12 protein-coding genes and 1 tRNA gene are annotated in these 24,761 nt (G+C 55.3%); 1 reads left to right on the forward strand and 12 read right to left on the reverse strand.

Annotation, left to right across the window (positions count from 1 at the left end; translation table 11 throughout):
- Position 1 precedes the first annotated feature (1 nt).
- The 11 genes from LG300_RS11785 to LG300_RS11835 all read right to left on the reverse strand — a co-directional run bounded on the left by LG300_RS11785 (position 2) and on the right by LG300_RS11835 (position 22,217).
- Complete coding sequence (locus LG300_RS11785; RefSeq protein ID WP_404375505.1) at positions 2–6,643, reverse strand: DEAD/DEAH box helicase; 6,642 nt, start codon at positions 6,641–6,643, stop codon at positions 2–4.
- A 32-nt stretch (positions 6,644–6,675) separates the two neighbouring features.
- Positions 6,676–7,119 carry a hypothetical protein gene (locus LG300_RS11790; RefSeq protein WP_404375506.1) on the reverse strand — a complete coding sequence of 148 codons (444 nt, stop codon included), beginning with the start codon at positions 7,117–7,119 and terminating at the stop codon, positions 6,676–6,678.
- Positions 7,116–8,282: an AAA family ATPase gene (locus tag LG300_RS11795; RefSeq protein WP_404375507.1), complete on the reverse strand. Its 1,167-nt coding sequence runs from the start codon at positions 8,280–8,282 to the stop codon at positions 7,116–7,118. Before LG300_RS11795 ends, LG300_RS11790 begins: the two co-directional genes overlap by 4 nt.
- Before the next feature lie 57 nt (positions 8,283–8,339).
- Positions 8,340–10,265, reverse strand: coding sequence for a DUF262 domain-containing protein (locus tag LG300_RS11800; protein WP_404375508.1), 1,926 nt, complete (start codon positions 10,263–10,265; stop codon positions 8,340–8,342).
- Positions 10,265–15,232 carry a hypothetical protein gene (locus LG300_RS11805; protein WP_404375509.1) on the reverse strand — a complete coding sequence of 1,656 codons (4,968 nt, stop codon included), beginning with the start codon at positions 15,230–15,232 and terminating at the stop codon, positions 10,265–10,267. The genes LG300_RS11800 and LG300_RS11805 overlap by 1 nt, the downstream gene beginning before the upstream one ends.
- Complete coding sequence (locus LG300_RS11810) at positions 15,232–18,204, reverse strand: DEAD/DEAH box helicase (RefSeq protein WP_404375510.1); 2,973 nt, start codon at positions 18,202–18,204, stop codon at positions 15,232–15,234. The genes LG300_RS11805 and LG300_RS11810 overlap by 1 nt, the downstream gene beginning before the upstream one ends.
- A 474-nt stretch (positions 18,205–18,678) precedes the next feature.
- Positions 18,679–19,578: a hypothetical protein gene (locus LG300_RS11815; protein ID WP_404375511.1), complete on the reverse strand. Its 900-nt coding sequence runs from the start codon at positions 19,576–19,578 to the stop codon at positions 18,679–18,681.
- 31 nt (positions 19,579–19,609) lie between these two features.
- Positions 19,610–19,825, reverse strand: coding sequence for a hypothetical protein (locus tag LG300_RS11820; RefSeq protein WP_404375512.1), 216 nt, complete (start codon positions 19,823–19,825; stop codon positions 19,610–19,612).
- Positions 19,826–20,152: 327 nt separating this feature from the next.
- Positions 20,153–20,419 carry a helix-turn-helix transcriptional regulator gene (locus LG300_RS11825; RefSeq protein WP_404375513.1) on the reverse strand — a complete coding sequence of 89 codons (267 nt, stop codon included), beginning with the start codon at positions 20,417–20,419 and terminating at the stop codon, positions 20,153–20,155.
- Positions 20,420–20,694: 275 nt separating this feature from the next.
- Entirely contained in the window at positions 20,695–21,978 is a 1,284-nt protein-coding gene (locus LG300_RS11830; protein ID WP_404375514.1) for a tyrosine-type recombinase/integrase, read from the reverse strand.
- Between the two features lie 162 nt (positions 21,979–22,140).
- Positions 22,141–22,217: transfer RNA gene (locus LG300_RS11835), tRNA-Ile, on the reverse strand.
- Positions 22,218–22,355: 138 nt separating this feature from the next.
- Here LG300_RS11835 and LG300_RS11840 point away from each other — a divergent pair.
- Entirely contained in the window at positions 22,356–22,931 is a 576-nt protein-coding gene (locus tag LG300_RS11840) for a hypothetical protein (protein WP_404375515.1), read from the forward strand.
- A gap of 25 nt (positions 22,932–22,956) precedes the next feature.
- Here the strand turns inward: LG300_RS11840 and LG300_RS11845 are convergent, their stop codons facing one another.
- The gene (locus LG300_RS11845) at positions 22,957–24,732 is read right to left on the reverse strand and encodes an ABC transporter ATP-binding protein (RefSeq protein WP_404378033.1); all 1,776 of its coding nucleotides are present in this window, start codon (positions 24,730–24,732) and stop codon (positions 22,957–22,959) included.
- Positions 24,733–24,761 lie beyond the last annotated feature (29 nt).

The following is a 24,761-nucleotide window of genomic DNA, read 5'->3' on the forward strand; positions in this document are numbered from 1 at the left end:
TTCATTCTCCTCCTTTTTGTTTCGGCAGCTGGTCAATACACCACTGCTCCCCGCGCTCTTCGATATCTTTCAGAGTTATCGCCTGCCAGCCGGCTCCCTGCCACTGACCAACGAACTCTTCCTGAGTCCCTGCCAGAATGGCAATCGGTACGGCCGCCTCTGGCCATGCCAGTTCTGCAAAATAAATATCAGGCAGATCATCGCTGTAGTATTCACTTTCCGGCAGCTCAACACTCGCTGCGGCGAGATGTGGTATCAATTTTTTAACAGGCACAATGGCATCGTCCAGCAGCTCCTGCCATTGCTCATCCAAACTTACCTGAGGCGTCAACGTAGGCTCTGGAATTACTCCATCCTCCACCTCAGACGTGGTATAGAAAATCACATTGCCCATGAACTGGAATAAGTTCATCAATGCGTGGAAGCGTCGCCAACGCAGTTTGAAGGTTTCGGCTCCTGAGCGCTCTGATTCAGAATCCCCCAGCCGCAGCTCACAATAGAGATTGGTGTAATCCGACTGGATCAACTGCTCCGAAAGCCCGTAAGCAAACAAATCGTTGCTGATACTCAAATTCTGAGCGATCCACGTCCACTCCGGATTACCAACTTTTCCGGGTGCCGGCACGGGATATCCCTGCCTCCACATCTGCAACTTTTCAGATGTTTCCCGGGCATCTTGCCCAATGCCTTGACCCGCCATCAGCATCAGCGTGAAGCCCAATGTCTCCTGACCAACCTTTCGCCAGGTATCATCATTTGGCACCCGCAGAAACGCTTTGAATTGGCTGAATGCATGCCCGCTTATAGAGCGAAGAGCCGCCTTACCTCCAATATCGTCAATGCGTTTGGGCAAAATGACATCCGTGACTTGCCTATCAAGATAACGGAACCGCTCGCCATCCTCCTCGTTCAGATCGTCCCAGCTGATGGACCAGACCCAATACCCCTGGCTCTCCAATACAGATCGTCGTTTACGCAGATCATCAGCTAAGCCCGAAGTCGGCTCAGTCGGTTTAACGTGAGGCTCGAAACCATCAAGGAAAATCGCCACGGGTCGGCAGACTTCATCATCAGCCGTCAGCAGGAAGTCTGGCTGACAATGCACCGCCACACCTTGCGGACCGCCCAACTTCGGCTGCAATTGAAGGGACCAAAGGCGGCCGTCGCCCAATGTAAAGCGGAATCCGGTTGCACCACCGATCAGTTCCTCACGCCAGTCGTCTGGCTTGCCATTCTCCTGCACCCAATCCTGTAGCTTGGTAACAAACCGTTTTTCCAGAACACTCTCAAACTGGGCTTTCGGCTTAACTTCGTCCAGCTCTGCCTTTGTTTCGCGTTCAATACCGGCAGCAATGAGTTTCTTCAGCAGGCGAATGCCTCCCTCACGGGATATCTCATCGGCACGGAACTGCATGTGGTAGGTCCGCAGGCACCGGTAACAACCATCCGTATCGTCCTCGGTCTGATGAAGCTCACGGCAGCGACACGTCTCCAGTTCAGCCAACGCTAGCCGCAGCACCTCCATAACCCCTTCACCAGAACGGTCTGCGGCATCGCGAGTCTGGAACAGCTCTTTAAGAAAGCCAGTACCACCCGGCACGGCATCCATCAAAACCAGATAGTTCTGGGTAGTTCCTTCGTTCAGGTTCGGAACTATCTGCTGTTTCACCAGAAGGTGCCCAGGGTCGCCCTGAAAGCGCAAACGCATCCCAAGATAAATTGCAGCTTCAAGGGTCGACAGGTCTTCAGGCTCCACATCCGGAAGCAACAACCGGATGGCCTCAGAACGCAACTCTCTGTACAAAAAAACTTTTTCCCATCTGTAAGCGTCCTCCATGCGCCCTTCGCGCTTACGCTTTTGAGTCTCTCGATGGCCGGAGCAGCTTCTGCGGTGGTTAACCTTATCTCTGGTTTCTCCCGGTTTCACGGCGACACCGCAGTCCGCACAGACGACGAAACCTTCGCTGGACACTTTTACATCATTGCCAAAAGCCAGGTCACGGTGCTGGTCCTTGAAGCCCGCATTGACCTCGCGCAGCACCATCGCAGCGCGGTACTCAATACCAAAGGGCAGTTTGTCATTGGCAACAGCCCCGCTAGCCTGCTCAACCGTTTGGTCGAAGGAATTGACCAGCTGATACACCTCGTTCTCGCGCTCATCGCCTTTGTCGCCGGAAAGGCTGTCATAAAACTCCATGTAAGAAATCGCCTGGGAACGCGAGAATTCCAGGAAATTAGCCTGCTGGCCTTTGACTGTTTGCCCTTCAATGCCGTCGAAACCACATTGTGGACACGCGGGAACAGCCTCTGGCCGATTGATATCGTCCGTCATCCGCATGTGGCCACATTGGCCACAAACACCCCACTCGGTTATCAAGGGTTCGCTTTTGGAGCCGATTTCAATCTGCTGAATGTCAAACCGATGGCTATGGGTATAGAAATGGTTCCAGGGGGCCAGCTCACGAATCGCAGCGGAGCCGCCGCGTACCAGCTCAAACGGCTCACGAACGCGTAACTCGTGGTCACCAGCAGTACCCTTCGGCTTGCGATGGAACACGGCTCCGGAAAATCGGACGCCACGTTCCGGAAATGCGTAGTTGGGCAACAACCCATGTTCCGTAAGCACTTCCAGCGCACTTACCTGGTTCATTTTCAGCTGACGAGCATTAAGAATTCGTTCCTCTCGCTCAATCTCCAGCAAATCTGCATTATCAACGGCCCCGTCCAGCTTTTCCTTTTGCGCTCGTAAACGCCGCTTGGCATTCTCAAGCAACAGCCGCTGCTGACGGAATTCGGCGGCAGCTTTCTCAATACGCTCCCGCAAGCGCTCCGTCCGGGATTCGGCGAGGAACCGCTGCTGAGTATCGCCCTTGGCATTAGATTTAAAGCGCTCAAGGAATCGGGTTTGCAGGGTCTGCTCGTTTTCGAGAACCCAGGCCAACAAACTTGGAATATGCCCCGACTTGGTTTCGATGACCTCATCAATCAGCTGTTTACCAGTAGCCGGCAGATCAGTCAGGACGCCTTCCCGAACCCCCTGATCAAAACAAAATGCCAGGTACTGGCGAACCAAAACGGCGCTAGCATCCAGCCAGCAGCCAGGCGGCTCGATATCTCCTGAAATCAGCGCGTCCGGCCTGGAATAAAAGAAAAGATCGTGAGGCCTCTGGTTAATGACACTAAGCACCAGCGCTGTACCGGTTTTACGCCCGGCCCGACCGATTCGCTGCAGATAGCTCGCAGTAGTCGGAGGGATGGAACACAACATCGTGGTCGACAAATCACCAATGTCGATACCCATCTCCAGGGTAGATGTAGCCGTCAGAACGTTGGGGTCATCCGCGTGGCTACCCTTGTTAAAAGAATACTCCAACGCCTCCCGCTCTGCCGTTGCAAGAAGTCCGGTATGCTCGTGGGCGAACACCCGGCGTAACGCTCCCTTCCGGTAACGAGTACGGTAGTAACCTTCCCTTTCCGTCAGCTCACCGGGCTCGTAGTAACCCTCGTCGTCGAGATAAGCCAGGCTCGCCGCGCCAGTCCATAAGCGCGCCTCCCATTCCGGCCGAAACAGCTTATAGCCCCGATTGGGCGCAATCAGCTTCTCTCCGTTGGGGTAAAGGCGAGCCGCCTGATCATTAATGGCATAAAAATGCTGTTCGCCATCCGCATGTACTTCGCGAAGCAAACCGGTGCGCTCTCCGGTCTTCAGGAAGGCATCAACAAGATCCACCAAAGTGGCGTCATCTATACCCGGCAACTCCATAACCTTCCTCGCCCATTTCAGATGCCAGGGCAACATTTGGTTAGGCTTAGCCGGTGCCAGGATATGATCATGATCTTTGTTCGGCTGTGTGCACATCAGCCGGGGCTTGTATTTGCCTTGAGGGGGGTAGGTTTCCCGGCCAGCAATGGTTTTACCGAACGGATATTTACCCCAGAACCGCTGGGCCGCATAACTGCCAAGGTACGGGTGATACAAGCCACCCCGCTCACGCTGCCGGTGCAGAATACCCAACACCCAAAGCGTAATGTCTTCAGAAGACACCGCCTCCAGCTTGGGGCTGATGGCCGGCAGCCGTGCTTTCAGCTGTGAAACCGTTTCTTCCACCAGTTCTGGCACCCACCCCAGAGTCGCACTGGCATGTAACTCCATGGTTCGGCCATGGGTCAGCATCAGGCTGAACTCGCTGGTCGCTTCCCAGGTCAGCCGCCGGGTGATGTCTCCCAGCAATTTGTGCGGTATCTCTCTGGCATCAAGTCGATTGCGGAAATCCACGTAATCGTCATATTCCCGCAAGTCCGTGGGAATCAGGGTTTCCAAAGCCTGCTTGGCGGTTCCGGGTCTGCCCGGTCTATCGGCACCCCAGTAGTCGATCAAACGCTGGCCAACCTCTGGCAGGGGAACACCCTCGTCGCCCGCCTCATCAATCACATGTTGCAAGGCGGTACGCAGAGTAAAGTGGTAGGTACGGGCCGAGAAAAAGCCGGCACGATGGCTGGCATCCTGAACACTGTCCGTAAATGCCAGCAGCTTGGGATCGTTGTTAAGAACCGATCCGAACACCTCGTCGATTGCCACGCTGGAGATGGTCGCCGCACGGCTACCGATGAACATCAGGCTTTCATTTTCATGGCAATGCGGGCACCGGCGAGTACCACGGCGAGCACCGTTCTCCAGACTGTACGATTCATGAACCATTTTCACCGGAAAGGTTTTCTCGTCCGTAATGGGGCACGGCCCCGGACCTTCCCGAACCACCAGCGAACTGGCGGCCAAATGCCACTTCACCGCATCCAACTGCTGCTGTCCGGACGCTGATATAGGGTCATCTCCGTCTCGCCACGGGCTCAGAATTACCAGCGATGGGGATGGTGCGCGTTCAAAGCCCCAGGCTTCATAGATTTCCCGAACATCGTCCCGCAGTTGCATGCCATTGATACCATGCTGGCCGATGACCGAATCCATATCCGGGTCCCACAGCCCCACCCAGGCCACCTCGCCACACTCAGTGCAGTGTACGATGGGTAGCTGCCTCTTCCCTTCCTGAAGCTTATTGTCCAGCCAGGTAAACATTGGGTGCTGGCTAACCAGCGAGCCAATACGACGCAGCTCTCTCAGCCACAACTGCACCTGGGTCGGAACCAATGGGAAAGGTTTACCACTACGCAATTCACGGGCTTGGGCTACCAAGGCGAGAAAAGCCATCAACACTTCACCCCGCGCCTGCGTATCACCCACGGCACGGAACGTGAAAGTCATGTCCGATTTACTGATCTCGCGGAGCAGGTCGAACCAGGACACGGCACCCGCTTCGGTAACCTTCAGCAACAAATGAAACAAAGGGTGTTTACGAATCCACTCCCCAACCGCAACGCCCCACAAATCCTCCGGCTTCAGTTTGGGTAGGAAAGATTCCAGCTGCTCGTGTTGTGTTGACCACTCAGGCCACTTGGGGTCATCTATCGCTACCGGATAAGCCGGCCCGCCAAACAGTTCAGCCACTCTGCGAGCGTAGCTATGGGCATCCTCTCGGTGGGCGGGCGCGCAATCTTCTGCTGAAGGATAGGTTTCCACATCCCGTACAGGCGTGCGTACCACTTCCTCAATGCGATAACGGTCCTCCTTGATCACCGCCTCATGAGTCATGTCTTCCTCAAACAGGGTGCTGGCAAACTCGCAGAGTTTGTAGATCGGCCCCATATCCTGCTCATCATCGCCACCTGCCACTGTCGCGCTGGTGCCTACCATGCAGAGTTTGCCCTGGGGAATCTGGAATCGTTCCTTCAAACGGCGAATCAAACAGGCAACATCGGCCCCTTGGGCACCGTCATAGGTGTGCAGCTCGTCTAACACCAGATATTGCAGAAGTTCAGGATCATCCTGATTGAACCGCCAGATGCTGGTGTCTTTCGGGCGCAGCAACAGGTAATCCAGCATCTTGTAGTTGGTCAGCAGAATATCGGGGGGATTTTCCTGCATGGCCGCACGGTTAGTTATCGAGCGGTAGGCAATTTTTCCACCGCCAGCCGGGTCCGGAATAATCGTCATTTCCTGAAAGGTGTCTTTCTCTGCCCCGTCGTCCTTGCTGGAAGTCTGGGTCATACGCCCGGTGTACATGCCTACACGAATACGGGCCTTACGTTCGCCGTTGTGGTCATAACTCAGCTGGTCAGAGGTAAGAATCTCCTCAGCAAAACGGTTGGCCTGGTCGGCCGCCAGCGCGTTCATTGGGTAGAGAACAATCGCTTTGATGCCCTGATCTTTACCTGCCTGTTTCATCCGCAGGCAGTGGTCCAACAGCGGATACAGAAAGCACTCCGTCTTACCGGACCCGGTTCCGGTGGTCACAATGGTCGGTGCAGGCGCCTTGCCACCACGAGTGGTCAGGCGCTGCCAGCTCTGGGCCTGATGCTTGAACGGCACCCAGGGCACATGCAAGTCAAACAGGCTGGAAGTATCCGTTTTCTCCAGCCGAAATGGCCGCTTCAGCTGTAACCAAGGCCCCTTGAAAAGGCCTTCATCCGGGTGCGTAAAAAAAGCCTCAAGCGCCCTTTCTGTCTCAGAATGGCGAATGTGAAAGGTGGCACCCAGATAGTGGAGAACCTGCTTTTTGACTTCCAATGCCAAGGTGGCGGGTAACATAACCGTACTTCCTGAAATCGATTGTTATAGGCTTACAAAGCGAGCTGACGAACAGGCATGAGGCCCTTTTGAGCTGCGGCGCGGGCCTGCTTGCTATTGCGAGTAATGGCAACTTTGCCACTGGCCACCCAATGAAAACGCCGAGGCGCATCCAGCTTGCCCGTTTCGGCATTCTTCAACCAGGCCATCAGCCACTCTTTTTTCTTGATTACCTGGCTCACTTCCGAGGTATGGGCGGGGTGCACTTCAACGAAGTTAAGGGTCTGATCGTGAGCTATCACATAATCCCAGCGTGATGCCTGGGGTTGCTGGGCCGCCAGGCTGGAGTCGATATCGGCACTGCCGTGGCAAAGGCGCGAATTGCCGGGCTTTACGAGTGCTCGGTCCGCAGCCTTCAGCGCCTGTAACCCTTTTTTATATGCTCCCTCTCCAAGATCCTTTTTTATCGTCTTCGGAAATTCCTTTTCCACGGTCATTCATCAGCCTCCTGCATCAACCGGCTGATCACATCAGAAGCACGACTACTGAACTGGGTTATGCCGCCCCAATCGGCAATGGAGTCATCCTCAGAAAACGGATCCAGAGAGGAAATATCCCGGGTGGAGACGCCCTTCTCACCCGGCTCAAAGTAAAAGCTCTTGACCACTTTGTCAGACAGCACCGCGCCGAACACATCTCGCATGCCGGGCGAATTTGGCAGGTCGAACAGTTCAAATAAGGCTTCGGGCGTGCCTTTGTTGTCCTGCAACGTTCGGATAGCCCAGGCTGCCTCAAGCAGCAGCGGGGAATGAGTGGAAATCACCACCTTGTAGCCCCGGTGCATCAACTCCAGGCAAATCAACAACACGGATTGGATTGCCTGCGGGTGAAGGCCCATCTCCGGCTCTTCAATCACCACCCAATCCACGCCCTTGCGGCGAGGCGAGCCCGCCGAAGGCATCAGCCAATAGAGGCTGAACAGAAGAGGCATAAATTCACGCTGGCCGGCAGACCATGCCATGTAGGGCAAAGTGGCACCACCCGCGTTGATGACAATGCGCTTTTTCAGGTCGTGCACTTCCTGGGTAACGGTTGCGCCGTGGAAAATACTGTCATCAATGCGATCACGCAGAACTTCTTTCAGGCGGCTTTTGATCGGGAACAGCTGGTTGTCCTGGCCGCCCAGCCCCTTCTCCATGAGCCTGCGCAAATTCTCACTGAAACTTTTCACCACAAACGGATCCAGCGCCGCAAAGCTCTCATAGCTGCGAGGGCGGCCCTGGTCCAGCGTTAACACTCGCTGGGCGGGCACAAAGAACACGGACTCCTGATCTTTGCCGTTACCCTTGCGCAGCCCGGTAAGATTAACCAGTTTTCCATCCGGCTTCACTCGCGACTCCTTGCGCCAAATCGACCCCATGCCCTCTCCAAACATAAGGGTGAGCAGTGGGTCGCTGGTGCCCTCAGAGGCACCGGGCTCATAACTGTAGCCATACCGCTTTAGCGTTTTAGTGATCGGACCATGATCCTTCACCAACTTGAACAGTTGGAGAAACACACTTTTACCACTGGCCTGGGGGCCAACGAGCAAGGTGAGATCGCCAAACTCAACCTCTGCCTTCCTTATCTGCGCCAGCTGCTCAACATGTAATTGTTTCATGGTCACTTTTCCAAAGAATCTTTAGCGTTACTGTACCCGACCCAGGTCGCTGAGGCATTAATAAGGCCACACACCACTGGCTGCCTGAAACAAAACCCGGCCGCGTTCGCGAATGGAATCCTCGCTCCAATCTGCAAGCGGGTCATCCCCTTCATGCACTGGGTAGAAATACCGGTTCAGGTTCAGCTTGCTGTACTTGGCCAGTTCCGGGCGCTTTTTCTGCCAGCTGCCGTTGGAGAGCGACGGATTCAGGCTGCCGGTAATCAAGGTGAGATTGCCCAGTGTATGCACCACCTGATCCCGTTGCTGGGTGAACTGCAATTTGGCTTCTGGGTCTGCCTGATGCTCTTCTGGTATCGGCCAGTTCAGCTCCCATTTCACCGGCATCACATGCTCGATGGTGAGGTCATTGGGCAGCTCCAGGTTCTCGCTCTTGCGGTCCGCCTGCACCTGGTCAATCGCCTCCAGCACGGCGCGAATTTTGTACTGTGCCAGAGCCTGGTAGATGGGCCGATTCAGAATGCTTGCCTTGAATTCCTCGTCCGACGGGAACCGCACGCTGTCGCCGTCGCTGGACTGAAGGATCGCTTTCAAAGCATCGGCGGTGAGCGAACCTTCCTTATCCAGGGTTTTGATCACATCCAGGAACAAACGGTTGTAGTTCTTGGACGTCAGCCCACATACCATGCGGCGCACCAGGAAGGATTCCAACACTGTGAGGAATCGATCGAACTCCGGTTGCTGCGCTGGCAATAGTTGGTCGCAAGCAAGCAGTAACAACGGATAGACCGTGGCCGTGTCTACCGCTTCAAGGCGCTTCAGGAACATAGCCAACCGGGAGTTCCCCGGTGGTTCGGCAAAGGTCTTGAACGCCAGGGAATAGCGAGAAAGCGCTTTGAGTTGCTCTTCGGTGGTTACCGGCAGAACGGATAGATTGGGCTTGGACGGCTGCTTATCCTCTGGCAAGTCCGCCAGCGCTTGCTGGTTTTCCACGTATTCCTTGAACGATTCAAACAAATGCGCAGGGCGCACTTCTTCACGCATCATCAAGGTGAGGTAGTGTTGCAAGAAAAGGTCGATGCGCGGACGCTTGGCGCGGCCCTGGGTCACTTCGGTGCGCCAGAAATCGTCGTCGAAAGCCGACCAATGGCGCTTGTACAAATCCTCGATATCCTGGGCATCCGCCTGAGCTTTGCGGAAAAGGTAGTTCTTGACCAGATCCGCGGGTAGCAGCTGCGTGCCGCGGGCATTCAGGGTTTCGAAAATCACCTGGGATTCGTCGTCGTCATCCAGGTTGATGACAACAACCTGCAAGCCACCACTGATCACTTTCCAGAGTGCATCCAGACGTTCCTCGGGATTAATCTCCTGCTCCAACTCATCTGCTTCGTCGAACTCACCCGATAGCCAACCGCGGATCTGCTTGCAGAAATAGAGGTACCCTTCCTGCATTCGATTACCATGAGGTTCGACGGGCTTACCTGAGAAGAGCATCTCCAGGGTTAGATCCGCAAAGGGCTCTGACTCAACCGCTCCCGACTCATGCAGGGCCTTGAATGCTTCCCGGTCACGGTTAGTAGGCCACACCTTGTATTTCTCATGTTCGTAGTCGACCTTGCTGGCCTTGTTGGTCACCAGGTCGTTGAAGCGATCAAAATACTTCTCGTTATCCAGGCCCTTGGCCAGATCCCGGGCAGCCAACATGATCAGCTGCAGCGTGGTGAAACGTTGCTGCCCGTCGATCACCTGATGGGTTTCAATGGAACCTGCCACATTCTTGAGCTGTTCCAGCACCACCGCACCCAGAAAGTGCTTACGGTGCCGGCCATACTGCAGCTCGTAATCCAGCAAGCCCTGTATGTCTTCCCACAGGGGCTCCCAATTCTTCTCCTTGTTCCATACATAAGGGCGCTGGAACAGCGGAATCTGGAACGAGATGGTTCCGTCGAAAATCTGGTTCAGGTCTCTGGCCTTGGCATCCATCAGGCGGGCTCCTTGTTGTTTTCAGTCAGACCGAGGCGTTCAGAGAACACGCGGTAGGCGGTGCGGTAATCCTCGATTCGGTCAACATGGGAAAATGGCGGCTGAAACGTCCTTGTTATTGTTTTATCTAACGGTTCGGAGTACCAAGATATCGTAATTGGGCTGGTTCCATCCCAAACCGTTTTAGCTTCTCGCATTTCAGCCCTGCCAGGCGACTGCCTAACGTAATTGGGTAGGCGTTGGCCGAGCACATCAAACTCGTCACTCTCGTCATATTTTTTAAACGTTGAAAAGTAGTGTTTGTAAATCGTGAGCAGTTCGTCTAGCTCGATTCCAAGCGCCAATGCTACGAGCACATCAAGTTCGAGTACGGCTTGCCGGCGGCCTATATCGGAAGTGACCGAAAATTCTCGGGACCAACCACCCTTCTTTAAAGCGGACCAAGGAGCCTCAAAAGGGTTCTCTAGTGCAGGGTTTTCAGAAGCCCATGAGTCCTCACACATGCTTTGCCTGGCTGCTTTCTGCCAAAGATCACCGAAACTCTTGGTTATACAACTCAACCTCAACGATCTACTTATGATCATTTCGGCATACACACCCTCTATTACTGGAAGTTTTCTAACAGCATCGAACCAGACGTCGCTCTTATTAAAACTCTTTATAAAGAAGTCAAAAATTATGGATGCAGAGCATCCAGCAACAAGGGGAACAAAAGAAAGATCTTCGAAGTCAACTGAGACTATATTATTAACATGCGCAACTCCAGGGGGTATGACGGAGCATATCAATGTGCGTGTGTCATCGGGCTGACTGCGCCGGCGCCACGCCAGTCTATATGTGTCTGAAAAATTTCTTTTTTCTTTCCTTAAACTAGATTTAGGAATCCTGCTCAAATACTTGCTCGAAAGATTGTCGCCATTTTTATCGGGACAATAGATGGATGAGGGAATATAGCTATCTGGCATCTCATACAAATCTAGTTCTTCATACTGAACCTGTACACTGTCGCCAGAAATAGGTGATTTACCGAACGGGCATGCATGAGTAATGTGGGACATTACCATCACCAATTCATTTTCCCTAGATGGAGAAAAAATTGGGTTTCGCATGATTTTTATTAGGCCGCCTCTCTGGGCGTTGGCCTCATGAAAAAATTCCGTGTCATCACAATCCAAGTCTGATATGAACTTACCTGATTCCGCAATTTTACGAATTACAGATATTGCAAACTTACTGTGAATGGATGGGAGCCGAGTCATCAATTCCGTTTGCCCCGGATCGAAAACTGTTTTCACCACACTCAACAAATCAAGGTCAAAATATATCTTTCTGGAAGGATGGCCAACAGTCTCAGGCTTCCCTTCTGAATCTCTCAACCCTGGAACACCATAGGAATCCCTAGCTTCATTGTTGCATTCCATTATTGTTTTAGGGTGATACAAATTAGCGATCGAAACAAACCCTACCGGTCCCTTTTTTCCCGCATAGATATTAACGCTAAATAACTTATTATCCTTAACGTCCTTAAAAAGAGAAAGTTTATTTATAAACTGATAGTGTGCACGCAGGCGAGCATACAATTCCTCTCTAAACTTTCCCCCACTGGAATCAGTATAGACACCCTCCTCGTGAACAAAACCTGAGACACCGCGTTCAGCTAGAATTCGCCAAGACTTTTCAACAAAGTTTTTATATAGATTCGTCTGCACACCCGCAAGGTATGGATAAAGGGTTACGTCATTCAAGAAGACGTTACTACCCTCACCTCTTTCGAAGTGCGCACTGTATATTCGTTTTCGTTCATGAGTATCAATTAAAACAGGACGTTCTTTATTGTAATCTGCAGACTTTGCCCCTCTAACACCAAGCTTCGGCTCAAACTCATTCAGTAACGGCGAGTCACTCCAGGTAACTTTAAGCCAGGGCGGATTACCAAAAATCAAGTCAAAGCCATTCGGAACGATGCCCGCCTGAACTTTTGGACCCAGCACTTCCGTAAAAATCAGCTCCCAGTGATGAAAGTTCTGATCCGCTGTGGCCGTGCGCCCTACCTCAAACCAGGGCACCAACTCACTCAAATGCTCAGCATCCGGCAGCTTCTGCTCGCTGGCCTGGAACAGGTCCTCCAGTTCAATCTCCTCGCCCAATTGAATGTCCAGCATGGCCCGAGTGGCCAGGTCATCTGTGCCAATGCCAAGCAAAACTTCGGCGGCCGCCAGCCAAGCTTCCCGGGAGGGGAGATTGTCGCTTTGGTCCAGGGGCCAGAAGTAGAAGCTGCACCAGCTGTCCATCAGCAGCTTCAGGCGCTGAAAGGCACCGCTTTCTGCTTCCAGACTGGCTTTTATTCCTTCCTGGCGGCGGAGCGTTGGGCCGTTGCGCAAAGCTTCCAGACTATTCTGAGGCGTTGGCCATACACTGGAGGTGCAGGCCGTGTCCGCCAGCGCCCGCTCGCGGTCGATGCTGTAGTCTTTCCAGAGTTCATCGATGCGCTCACTCAGGCGCTCCAGACGAACCACTTCCTCCACTGATAGCTTCGTTTTGACTTGTTTGTTGCGCCATGTCTTGATCGCGTCACACTCATCCGGCCAGTGCTCTTTCATGAGCTTGTCGTTTGCCGCCGGGGCCATGTCTTCATCCCACACGAGGAAATGGTAAATCTCGCCGGGTTGGCGGTCTTCACCGGGTTTGAGCTGACGCGGGATCTCGGCGTTCTTGCCGTAGTGTTTGCCCCGCAACAGCTGGTCTTTTTTCCAAACGCTGCGGCGGGCGCCGATCAGGCTATTGCCCGCCCGCAGGCGCAAACCGAACCAGGGGGTAGCCGCAGGCTGGAACAGGGGCTGGCTGTCTTCATCACCATCGGCCACTTTCAGGCGGTGAATGGTGGACAGCCAGAGAGACAAGGCACCTAACTCAACTGCCACCGGGTTCAAATCGACCCCATAGACATTGTGAACAGCGATGTAGTGACGTACCCGGCGCAGTTCGTCTTCGTAGTTGCTGGGGTCGATGTTTTTACCCAGCTGTTTCTGCTTCAGCTCCAGATAGTGATGAGCCAGCTGATCGATGGCTTCCACCAGGAAGGCAGCGGACCCCATGGCCGGTTCGCAGATTTTCAGGCTGAGTATGTCGTCAGCCTGCTCTGGGCCGAAGTCTTTCAGGCGTTCCTTCAGGGCCTCTTCTACCAGTGTGCGGGTAAGCACTTCCGGGGTGTAGTAGGAGGCGCTGTTTACACGGTCTACGCCGTTGAGGTGAAGAATGAATTCGCCGGTGCGGTAGATTCGGGTTTTCTCGGTGCGGTGCTCCAGCACAATTTCCCCGGCTTTGAATTCGCTTTCCCGTGTGGCCGGAACGAACCAGGTAGGTACCTTGGCATCGATGGCGTTATCCAGCATGGGTTTGCCATTCTTGGCCTTCTGGTGCACCTGGATCAGGTCTTCTGTGGCGAAGAAGCCTTTGTAAGACAGCAGCCCTTCATAGACAGACCCCAGCTGGACAATGCCCAGCTCAGCGTAGTTAATGCGGCCAATGCGTTTACTTTGTTGTGAGGTGCCAAGGCTGAGACAGCGCACAACCTTGTGCAGAATGCGGTTTGGGAGTTTCACCCGGCTTAGCAGTGGCGTTGCCTGAGGATCAAACAGCGTTGCTGTCAGTGGCTGAATGGCAAAGACTTTGCCAGGCGTGTATTTGGAGCGGCGGCCACCGCTGCCGGTCAGCGACAGCTGTTCACCGGCAGGGGCACCAAACAGACTTTCCTGCCTCGGGGCCTGGCCAAAAAGGTTTTCATCGGTTTCCTCTTCCGTACCATCCCGCTGCGGGTCGAAGCCGTCGTAAATCAGCTGGAACAGGCGCTGCAGGTGTTCAGCAATGTAAGTGCCGTTCTCGGTGGTGGTGCCGGGTTCGTTGGCATCCACCAGGTCTCGCAGGGACTCCAGGCTGTAGCCCAGGCGGTACACATCATCATTGATAGGCAGTATGCCCAACTCCCCACCACGGGCTTCGGCATAGAAGCAGAACAGCAGGCGGTACACGTATATCAGTGCATCGTGGCGTAACTGCTCGGCGGTAATTTCCCGGCTGCCATTAGGCAGCGGGTCTTCCCGCTCACTGAGCTGGCGATAACCCAAGTTGTTCTGCCGGCGGGCTTCTACCCAGCCATTGGCAATCGCTTCAATGGCATCGCGCACGGCCCCCTGGAGTTTCTCGGATACTCCGTGGGTGCTTTTCAGGCTGCCTTCACGCAGGCGTTCATGCAGCACTTCGTCGCTTTCACCTTGAGGCACCAGCGCTTCGTTTGACAGCAATGCAGCAATTGCGTAGAAGGTAGCGGCCTGGCGCCGGCCATAAGCTTCATCCAGATCAATCCAGAGGTAACGGCCCTGGGCAAAGGTGTGGGCATCGAACAGGTATATTCGCCCCCCGGCCAGCAGCATGACCCAGCGCGGAGCATCTTCCTGCTTGAGCAGCAGGGCAATGGCTTTTTCCCAGCTGCCCTGGAACGTGGGCAGGCCATCAACATACTGGGTTCTGGCAAGAACATCCTGTTCCAGCGGTTCTTCATCGCTGTCGCCGTCAGTCAGGCAGAACGGCGCTTCTGCAATCACCAACCAGGGCTGATTGTGGCGGTTTAGGCGATGCAGAACGGGGATTTGTTTCTGCTCGCTTTCCAGCACCAGGCCAAAGGGTTCGAGCTGGTAGCCAAGGGCCTCCAGCAGAGCCGGGTGCCAGCGATTGATGGTGTCGTTCTCAGCCCGGACCCGAAGCAGGGGGTCGTCGTAATTGAGAGCTTCGGTTTTGGCTTTGAAGTAAGTTTCGCTCAGGGCCGCCAGCTTTCTGGGAGCCGATTGGCTGCCCTGTTCTTTCCAACATTTGACTTTGTCGGCGATGTCTTTGCTGAAGCCGTTTTTGTCTGCCAGGTAATGGGCGGCGTAGTAGTCGCCTACGTTCTTGATTGCGGTATCCAACGACATTACTTCACTCCCTCTACTACGAGTACCAGGCGTGTGGTGGCTTCATCGGTGGCGCGGTAGTGAGTTTCTTCCCAGTTTTCACGCCGGTCTTCCAGGTACTTTTCCATTTCTTCGCGTTTCTGACGCAACTGAGTTGCGCGACGGCCTTCTGGCGGTAAGTTGGCCAGCTGGGCATCAATGCGCTCGGCCCAGCGCTCGAACCAGTGTTTGAGGCGGGCGTTCTCTTCATCCAGCCTTGGGCGGATTTGGGCTCTGCGCTGGTCTTTTAGCTTTTTGAGGTGTGTAACGCTCTGGTCCACCGCCGAACCCAGGAAGCTTTTCAGAAGATGGTCTGGCAGGGTGCCGGTTTTACCGGTATTCGCCAGCTGTTCGAAATTGACTTCATCCAACGCTTCTTTAAGAGGCCGGATCTGGAATTGGCCACCCTTGCGGAATGAAACCGCATGGGGATCCACAATCAGTGGTGTACCGGCACGGGAGCTGACCTGCCCTATGAAGCAGAACAGCAATTCCCCCGGCTCCAAAAATGGGGACGCAATCAACGGTGCTTCGCCGCGCTTCTGCAGCATCATCAGTTTTTCCGCCAGCCATTGCATGACGGGGTGTTGCTCGGTGAGCAGCAGTTCTTTGGACCACTGGCCTTTCTGGGCAAGGGCTGCCTTGATGGCCAGGTCTACCCGCTCGGGTTTATCCGTAAAGAACAGCTGCTGATCATCTGGCCAGGCTTCTTCCGGCATGGCCGAGGCGCCGTAGACCATTTCCGAGTCCACCCATGGGGCACCTAAACGCTTGGCCAGTTCCTTTGGCGGGGTGAAGATGATCTGTTGCCCGGTGTGTTCCAGCGGGTGCCAGTCCGGGCCACCGATCTGGTCTTTCAGAACACGATAGCCCTGTTCGAAGAACTGGCCGTTGTCGAGGAGCCGGATGCGTGAATTATCGGTGTTTGCGGCCGTATCTTCGGCTTCATCCTCGTCGGGTTCACCACCACCCAGCATACGGCTCAGGAAATCGGCGTAATCCTGATGGGCCAGCTCGTTGGCGGCTTTCAGGGTGGATTCAAGTTCACCGGTTTCTGCTTCGCCGGTTTCGCGATCCAGCAGACCGGTATCCCCTTTCATCAGACTATCGCCGAAGGTTTCTTCTTCCTTCCGGGCATCGTATAGCTTCAGCACACTTTCGCCGGTACGGGTCGAGCGGTTGATTTCCTCGACTTTGGAGACCAGGCGCGAGAACAGCTCACTGTCCCCTTCCAGCAAACCGGATTCGGTTTCAACCATCAGGTAGCGAATGATGGGCGGATATTTCTGACCAAAGCGGTCGATACGCCCGTTTCGCTGGATCAGTGTGATGATGGACCAGGGCAAATCGTAATGGATGATGTTGTGGCACTGGTGGTGCAGGTTCACACCTTCGGATGCCACATCAGTGGCCAACATCAACCGAACCGGGCTGTTGCCCGTTCCGAAGGCTTCAACCGCGGCAGCCAGGGCATTGTCTGACATGCCACCGTGAATCGCGGCGATCGTTTGCTCTGGCTGTTTTTCCTGCTTGGGACTGAAGCTCTGACCGAAGTGCTTGGCCAGGGCTGGCGCAAGATGCTCCTGCGTTACGCGGCTTTCGGTAAACACCAGCAAACGCGGGCTTTTGGAACTGCCATCCCACCCCATAGCGGCCAGTTGTTCGACCAGGAGCTGGAAACGGGCGGACTGCTGGACATTCAAATATTCCAGGCGGCGCAACAGCTCTTCCAGCTCCTCAATTTCCCGGCTGTCCGGATCGGACTTTTGCAGATAAGCCAATCGTTTCTCAGCCGTGGAGCGGCAGGCCTCCGGGCTGGAGAGGAAGCTTTTGTACATCCCCCAACTTACAATGGCCTGGGCATCGATCTCTTTGTCCAGCACCAGTTGGCGGATATGTGCCAGCTGTTGGTATACATCCTCCTCAGCTTCATTTGCCTGAACCGTGGTTTGGGGCAAGGGAATAACCTCCCGCTCGGAGAAGTTGCTGCCGGCCTCTTCCTTCACATCTTCCTTAAACCGCATCAGGAAGAAGGGAGCGATATCCTCTGCTTCGTATTCCTGTAGCTTCGGATCTGGCACCGCAGAGGGGTCCAGCAGGCTGATCAGGCGCCCGAAGGTTTCACGTTTACCGTTATGGGGTGTGGCTGTGGTGAGAATCATGCTGTTGGTACGCCGCGACAAACGCCGTGCCAGCCGGTAGCTCAAATGGCGCTCAGGGTTAGTACCACCAGAGACGTTATGGGCTTCGTCGATGACCACCACATCCCAACGGGTATTTTCCAGAAAGTGCGCATACCGGCCGATGTCTTTGAGGGTATCGATGGAGATGATGATGCGGTGATACACCTCAAACGGGTTCTTGGAGGCCGGTATCTTAAGCTGCAATTTAGAGAGGGTGTCGGAATCCATCCGCACCAGCGGTAGCGCAAAGCGGTTCCAGAGTTCCGCCTGGAACTGGGTCAGCATGGATTTCTTGGCAAGTACCAGAATTCGCTGCCCCTGCCCCCGACGAATCAGTTCACTCAGGATCATGCCCACTTCGATGGTTTTACCCAGGCCCACCTGATCCGCCAGCAACAAACGTGGTCGCATTTGCTGGAGCGCCCGGTAAACGGCCTCTTTCTGGTAATCCATGGGCGTGAACGCACCCATGTCTTCAAAGTGTGGTTCCGGGTCTGTCAGCGGCATTTGCCTCAGCTGGGCTTCCAGGAACAGCCGTGCAGTCGAATAACCTTTCGTTTCATCCCTAACCAGCTCGGCTTTGCGTGGATCGACCTCTTTCAATTGATCTAGCTGGGTGAGAAATGCAGCCTCATGACCTCGATTGAGGTCGTCTACACCGGAGCAGAATACAATCTGATGCTGGTTGCTCCCAGCAGCGTCCACACGGGTGACAAGCCATTCTGCATTTCGGCATTCGACTCGCATGCCCGGAGTAAATACAGCGACCATAACTTTTCCTTTACTTTAATATGCTTTCCTAAACCACTTGCTTATCGAACATATGGCCTGATGACATTCTGCCTTGCGCTTACCAGCGATACCGCGATGCGGGTTAAGTATGCTGCACCAGCTGGGAAAGCCTTTCGTCTTGAAGCAGTATTTGTAACAGATGTGCTTCCATGGCTGCGGCCAGCACATCATCTAGTGCTCACAGTGTTGTCGCTTTTTCAATATCTTCCCATTGAAGGGTGGATGAAGGCACATTTTTTCCTTGTCATTTGCTGGCAATACTCCCTGTAGGTTAGACACATATCATTCAAATCAATGCCCTAAGCTCTCTCGAACACTTTGACACGTCAAGTATTCTTCGACGAGGTATATCACCTGCAGCAACCTGAGCCTGTGACGGTTGCGATCACGCCCCAGGCCTCGTAGATGGGGGGCACCTCATCGGACAGCTGCATGCCGCGCACGCCGGTATTTTCAATCGCCGAGTTGGCATCCAGATCGCGCAGCCCGACCCAGGCTAGCTCGCCGCACTCCGTGCAGTGCACCACCGGTAGCTGATGACGCCCCTCGGGGGGGTGGATTATCCAACCAGGCAAAGGCCGGATCCTCGTGGACCAGGGCACCGATACGCCTCAACTCGCGCAGCCACAGCTGCACCTGGGTAGGTACCAGCGGGAAGGCCTTGCCGCTGCGCAGCTCCCGGGCCTGGGCCACCAGCGCCAGGAACGCCATCAGCACCTCGCCTCGCTGGGCCAGGTCGCCCACCGAACGGAAGGCGAAATCCTCTCGCGCCAGCTCGCGCAGCAGCTCCAGCCAGTGGGCCGGTGCCTCCTGGGTGGCCACCAGCAGCTTCTGAAACAGCGGGTGCCGACGGATCCACTCGCCCAGTGCTACCCCCCAGCGAGTAGGGGCATCCAGCTCGGCCAGGGTCGTCTTGATAGCGGAATAATGCGGCGTCCACTCCGGCCAGTTGGGATCATCGGCCTCGACCGGGTAGGTCGGCCCACCGAACAGCGAGGCCATGCGATAAGCGTAGTGAACGGCATCCTCACGGTGCCGTGGCTCGCACTCCTCTACCGATGGCAGCGCCTCGACCTCCAGTTCCGGGATGCGCACCACCTCGTCGACCCGATAGCGATCCTCTTTGATTACATCACTGTCAGTAATGCTCTCTTCAAACAGCGTGCTAGCGAATTTACAGAGGTCCAACATGGGCCCCATAGTCATCTCATCATCACCACCCGCCACGGTGGCACTGGTGCCCACCATGCAGAGCTGGCCACGCGGTATCGAGAAGCGCTCCTTCAGGCGCCGAATCAGGCAGGCGACGTCGGCCCCCTGGGCACCGTCGTAGGTGTGCAGCTCGTCGAGCACCAGATAACGCAGCAGGCTCGGGTCGGCCTGGTTATGCCGCCAGATACTGACATCCTTGGGCCGCAGCAGCAGGTAGTCGAGTATCTTGTAGTTGGTGAGCAGTATATCCGGGATCGGCCTGCATCGCCTCGCGGTTGGTGATCGCCTTATAGGTCCACTCACCGCTGCCATCCTGGGCGGGCTCTCGGGTCAGCTCGGCATAGGTGCCCGGCTCGGCGCCCTCTTCCTTGCTGGATGATGACGACATGCGCCCGGTGTAGAGCCCCACCCGGACCCGGGCCCTGGGCTCGCCGGCCACCATGACGCTGAGGAGGGGCGTTGAGGATCTCCTCGGCGAAGCGCCCCGCCTGGTCCGCGGCCAGGGCATTCATGGGGTAGAGGAGGATGCCCAGCGAAGCACTTACATATTTAGGCCTTCCGCCTCGACGGCGATGGCCAGGATCACATCGTTCAGCTCTCAGGTTTGCTCGTCGGTGAGTTGCTTGGGATGGTCAATTCTTACTCAGAGGGTCTCTCCCTAGCCCGTTACCCAAGCCTGATGGCGGATCGAAAATATGGTTCTCGATATGTATTTTTAATATTTATTTCCTGCTTTGCCACGCGCCTCTTCTACACGCTGCCTAATCCAGCCATTGACTTCAGATTCAATCCAGGCGACTGCTCTGGAGCCGAGCTTGATGGGCTTTGGAAATTCACCCCTTTTGATCAAACGATGAAGTGTTGAATTTGAGAACGCACAACGTGCGAGCACTTCACTCCGACGAAGTAGCTGAATTTTCTCGCACTTAATAGAAACTGAATTTTTCGTAGCCATGCGCTTTGTCCGCTTGTGGTTTTGCATGGCATTATCTTGAGGTGTTCGCAGGCTCGGGTTGCTTGTCTAATTTCAGAATTTTTGCATTTATAGCTAAGTGCCAGTTGCTGCTCAACGCATTGCACTAGGTAATCGAAAAAGCTCAGCAATAAACGTCCTCGTGTGGTGAAGAAGCCGGAGCCGCGAGGTGGCATCGACTAGCCAAGCCCGTAGCAACCAAGCTTGATCCTAAAGTGATCACCAATCAGCTGTTTCGGGTGCAGGCCTATAACGGGCGCTCAGCAAAAGCCATCATAGGCGCCCTAGCCAGCCGTATGGTCTGCGTTACGGCGCAATTCGTCTTTTACCCCGTGTCGATACAGCGCAGCGTTATCTACCCCCTCACGCAGTTCGTCCAGGTAGTTCGCCCAGGTCTGCAGCATCTCCCGTCGCTGATCCAAATATTTAGTCCTGTTATAGGCACGGCCGTTAGCATCCCGCACCTTATGAGCCAGCTGTTGCTCAACATAATGCTCAGGGTAATCCAAGCGCTCAGCAATGATCGTCCTCGCCGTGGCCCGGAACCCGTGGGCGGTCTGCTTGCCCTTGTACCCCATGGAGTCCAGGGCAGCCTTCATCGTGCTCTCGGACATTGGACGTTTTCTACTGCGCAGACCTGGCAAGACAAAGTGCCCGCGACCGGTGAGAGGATAGAGTTCGCGAAGAATGGTCACGGCCTGCCGAGGAAGCGGCACGATCAGCGGCGGTGAGTTCTTACTAGGGAGGAAGCTCCAGGTTGCTTCATCGAGATCGAAATCTTTCCAATCCGCATGACGCAACTCACCAGGACGAACGAACAGCAGGGTAGCCAGCTTCAGGGCAGCGATCGTGACAGGCTGACCGCGATAGCTATCGATTGCCCGGAGGAGCCCGGTGAGTTCTTCGGGATCGGTGATGGCCGCGTAATGGCTCACTGTTGGCTGGCGCAACGCGCCACGCAGGTCGGTCGTTGGGTCACGCTCAGCTCGTCCCGTGGTGATAGCATACCGGATGACCTGGCCCACAACGGTCTTGATGCGAATCGCGGTCTCCAGGTGCCCCCGCTTCTCGACCTTGCGCAAGCACTCCAGCAATTCTAGCGGGGTGATGTCCGCTATAGGTCGGCTGCCCAAATAAGGATAGACATCACGCTCTAGTCGGCGCTTGTTCTTGCTATAGTGCGTCGGCACGACATTATGCTTATGAACTTCTTCCAGCCATTCTGTCGCTACGACCCTGAAGGTGTTCGCCACACCAGCCCTGCCCTCCAGCTTGGCGATACGCTTGACGGTACTGGGGTCTGAACCTTGAGCTAACAGCTTTTTTGCCTTGTCCCGCTCATCCCGGGCCTGAGCAAGCGATACCTCGCCGTCCTTCGCGCCGTAAACACCGATAGCCAAGCGCTTCTCCTTCCCATGGAAGCGGTATTTCAGCCGCCAATATTTACCGCCAGACGGAGTCACCTCTAGATAGAGACCGCCCCCATCGGCTAAACGATAGGTCCTATCACGGGGCTTGGCGTTGCGCACGGAGATGGCGGTCAGTTTGTTGGTCTGGCGTTGGCTCATGGGGGCACCAAATGGGTATCATGTGGTTGTACCCCCATTGATGCCCCCTTTGACGGGGGCATGTCAAGACTTTTTCTGACATGTCATGAAACGCCGCCTAACTCACGAAGCCGATAATGGCGGGGCTTCTGGCATGTTATGGAATGAAACGGGAAGGGAATTTGGTGGGCCCAGTAGGACTTGAACCTACGACCAAGGGATTATGAGTCCCCTGCTCTAACCAACTGAGCTATAGGCCCGAAAAGCGTGCATATAATAGCGAATGTGTGGGGGCGAGGCTACCCCTTGGTGCGCTATCTTACGGCGAAGTCGGCATTTTTTCGGCACTAATTGGCGGCGCTGGGGTCTGGTGGTGAGTGCTTCTATGGAGAATCGCTTTGAAAGCTTTGATGGCTCTTTTCCCTCTGCTGTTGGCGCTGACGGTGCAGGCGGATTGGCAGCTTGATCCTGGCCAATCCCAGGTGCAGGCATCGATTACCCAACTGGATGGCGAGGCCCCGCAAACTCATCACCATCAAGTGAATAACTTACAGGGCGATATTGCTGCCGATGGCACGCTGCGCCTGCCGCTGCGCTTGAGCCAAACCGATCTGCTCAATCGCTTTGGGGAACTGCCGCCGTGGGTGGGCTTGCTGGCGAACACCACGCTGGTCACGCTGGTAGCGCAAATGCCGCCGGAGCGGTTAGACGGCTTGGATATTGGCGAGTCGATGGTAGAAACCCTCACCTTCCGGGTGCAAACCGACCTGATTAACCAAGAAGAAGCGGTGCCGCTGCGCTTTACCCGCGAAGGGTTAAACGAGGTGCGCGTTACCCACGCCGAACCCATGGCGCTGGATGGCAACGCGCTGATGGCCAACAGCACGGTGCGCACCGTGCTGTCGATGTTGGGCTACCAGCAGATTGATGAGCATGTGCCCGTCACGCTAAATGCGCTGCTGGTGAACCGCTAACCTTTGGCTTAGCCACTTATAGCGCCTAGTGGCTAAGCGCTTCAACGTCCCCTGCCTGGGCGGTACCGGTTTGTACCCGCCACTGGGCGGCATAATGGCCGTCCGCCGCTAACAGGCTGGCGTGGGTGCCGCGCTCCGCCACTTGGCCTTTTTCAATCACCACAATCTCATCGGCGTGCACAATGGTGGAAAGCCGGTGGGCAATCATAATCACCGTGCGGCCGTGGGCGATGCGTTTTAGCGAGCGCTGAATGGCGGCTTCGGTTTCGTTATCCACCGCGCTGGTGGCTTCATCTAGCACCAGAATCGGCGGGTCTTTTAACAGCGCCCGCGCCAGTGACAGCCGCTGGCGTTGGCCGCCGGAAAGGCGCACGCCCCGCTCGCCTACCGGCGTATCCAGCCCTTGGGGCAGCGTTTCGATAAAGCTCCAGGCTTCGGCGGTTTTGGCGGCGTCGATAATCGCGGCATCGTCGGCGTCCGGCTGTCCGTAGGCGATGTTGTCGCGAATACTGCCTTCAAACAGGTACACATCCTGGCTCACTAGGCCAATCGCTTGACGAAGTGAGTGCATACTTACGTCGGTGATGGGCTGGCCATCTACCAGCACACGGCCACTGGCGGGGTCGTAAAAACGCAGCAGCAGTTTGATCAGCGTCGATTTACCCGAGCCGGTGGCCCCCACCAGCGCCAGCGTGTTGCCTGCAGGCACGTGTAGATTCACGCCGTTCACGCCCACTTGACTGGCTTCATACTGAAAACTCACCGCCTCGAAACGCACGTCGCCTTTTACCGGGGCAGACAAAGGCGTGGTGCTGTCATCCTTCACGGTAATCGGTACTTCGAGCAAATCCAGAATCCGTTTGGTGCTGGCCATGGCGCGCTCGAACAGGTCAATCACCTGGGCAAGGCCGGTGAGCGGCCACAGCAGGCGCTGGGTCAGAAACACCAGCACGCCATACGCGCCCACGTTGAGGCTGCCGTTCAGCGCCATCATGCCACCAACAGTAAAGGTAGCGAGAAAGCCCGCCAGAATCGCCATGCGAATGACCGGAATAAACGCAGAACTGACTTTAATCGCGCGACGGTTGGCGTCTACATAGGCTTCGCTGGCCTCCCGCAGCCGCTCGGCTTCCCGCTCTTCGCTGGTGAAGCTTTTAATGGTGGCGATGCCGCTGAGGTTGTTGGAGAGACGGCTGGCAAGGTCGCCCACTTTCTCGCGCACGTCGCTGTACAGCGGCCCGGCTTTGCGCTGGAAGAAGAACGCGCCCCAAATGATCAGCGGTATGGGCGTAAACGCCAGCAGCGCGATCAGCGGAGAAAGCACGAAGAACACCGCACCTACGGCCACCACCGTGACCACTACTTGAATCAGGGCGTTGGCACCGCCATCCAGAAAGCGCTCTAGCTGGTTGACGTCATCGTTCATGGTGGCTACCAGCTGGCCGGAGCTTTTCGATTCGAAAAACGCCATATCGAGCCGCTGGGCGTGCTCATAGGTGTCTTGGCGCATATCCGCTTGCAGCCGCTGGGCTAGGTTGCGCCAGAGAATTTGGAACAGATACTCGAACAGCGACTCCCCCGCCCAAATAAAAAAGGTGAGCACCGCCAAAATGGTGATCTGCTCTTGAGGCGATTCAAACCCAAGCCGCGCCACGAAGCTGCTCTCCTGGTTAACCACTACATCGATTGCCACGCCAATCAGGATTTCCGGGGCGATATCGAATAGCTTGTTGATAATCGAGCAAATCGTGGCGGTGATAATCTTCCGCCGATAGCCTTTGGCGTAGCGCAGCAGGCGCATTAAGGCGTGAAAGCTTTGATTGACGGACG

The organism is Vreelandella aquamarina, from assembly GCF_044805175.1.
GTDB lineage: Bacteria > Pseudomonadota > Gammaproteobacteria > Pseudomonadales > Halomonadaceae > Vreelandella > Vreelandella aquamarina_B.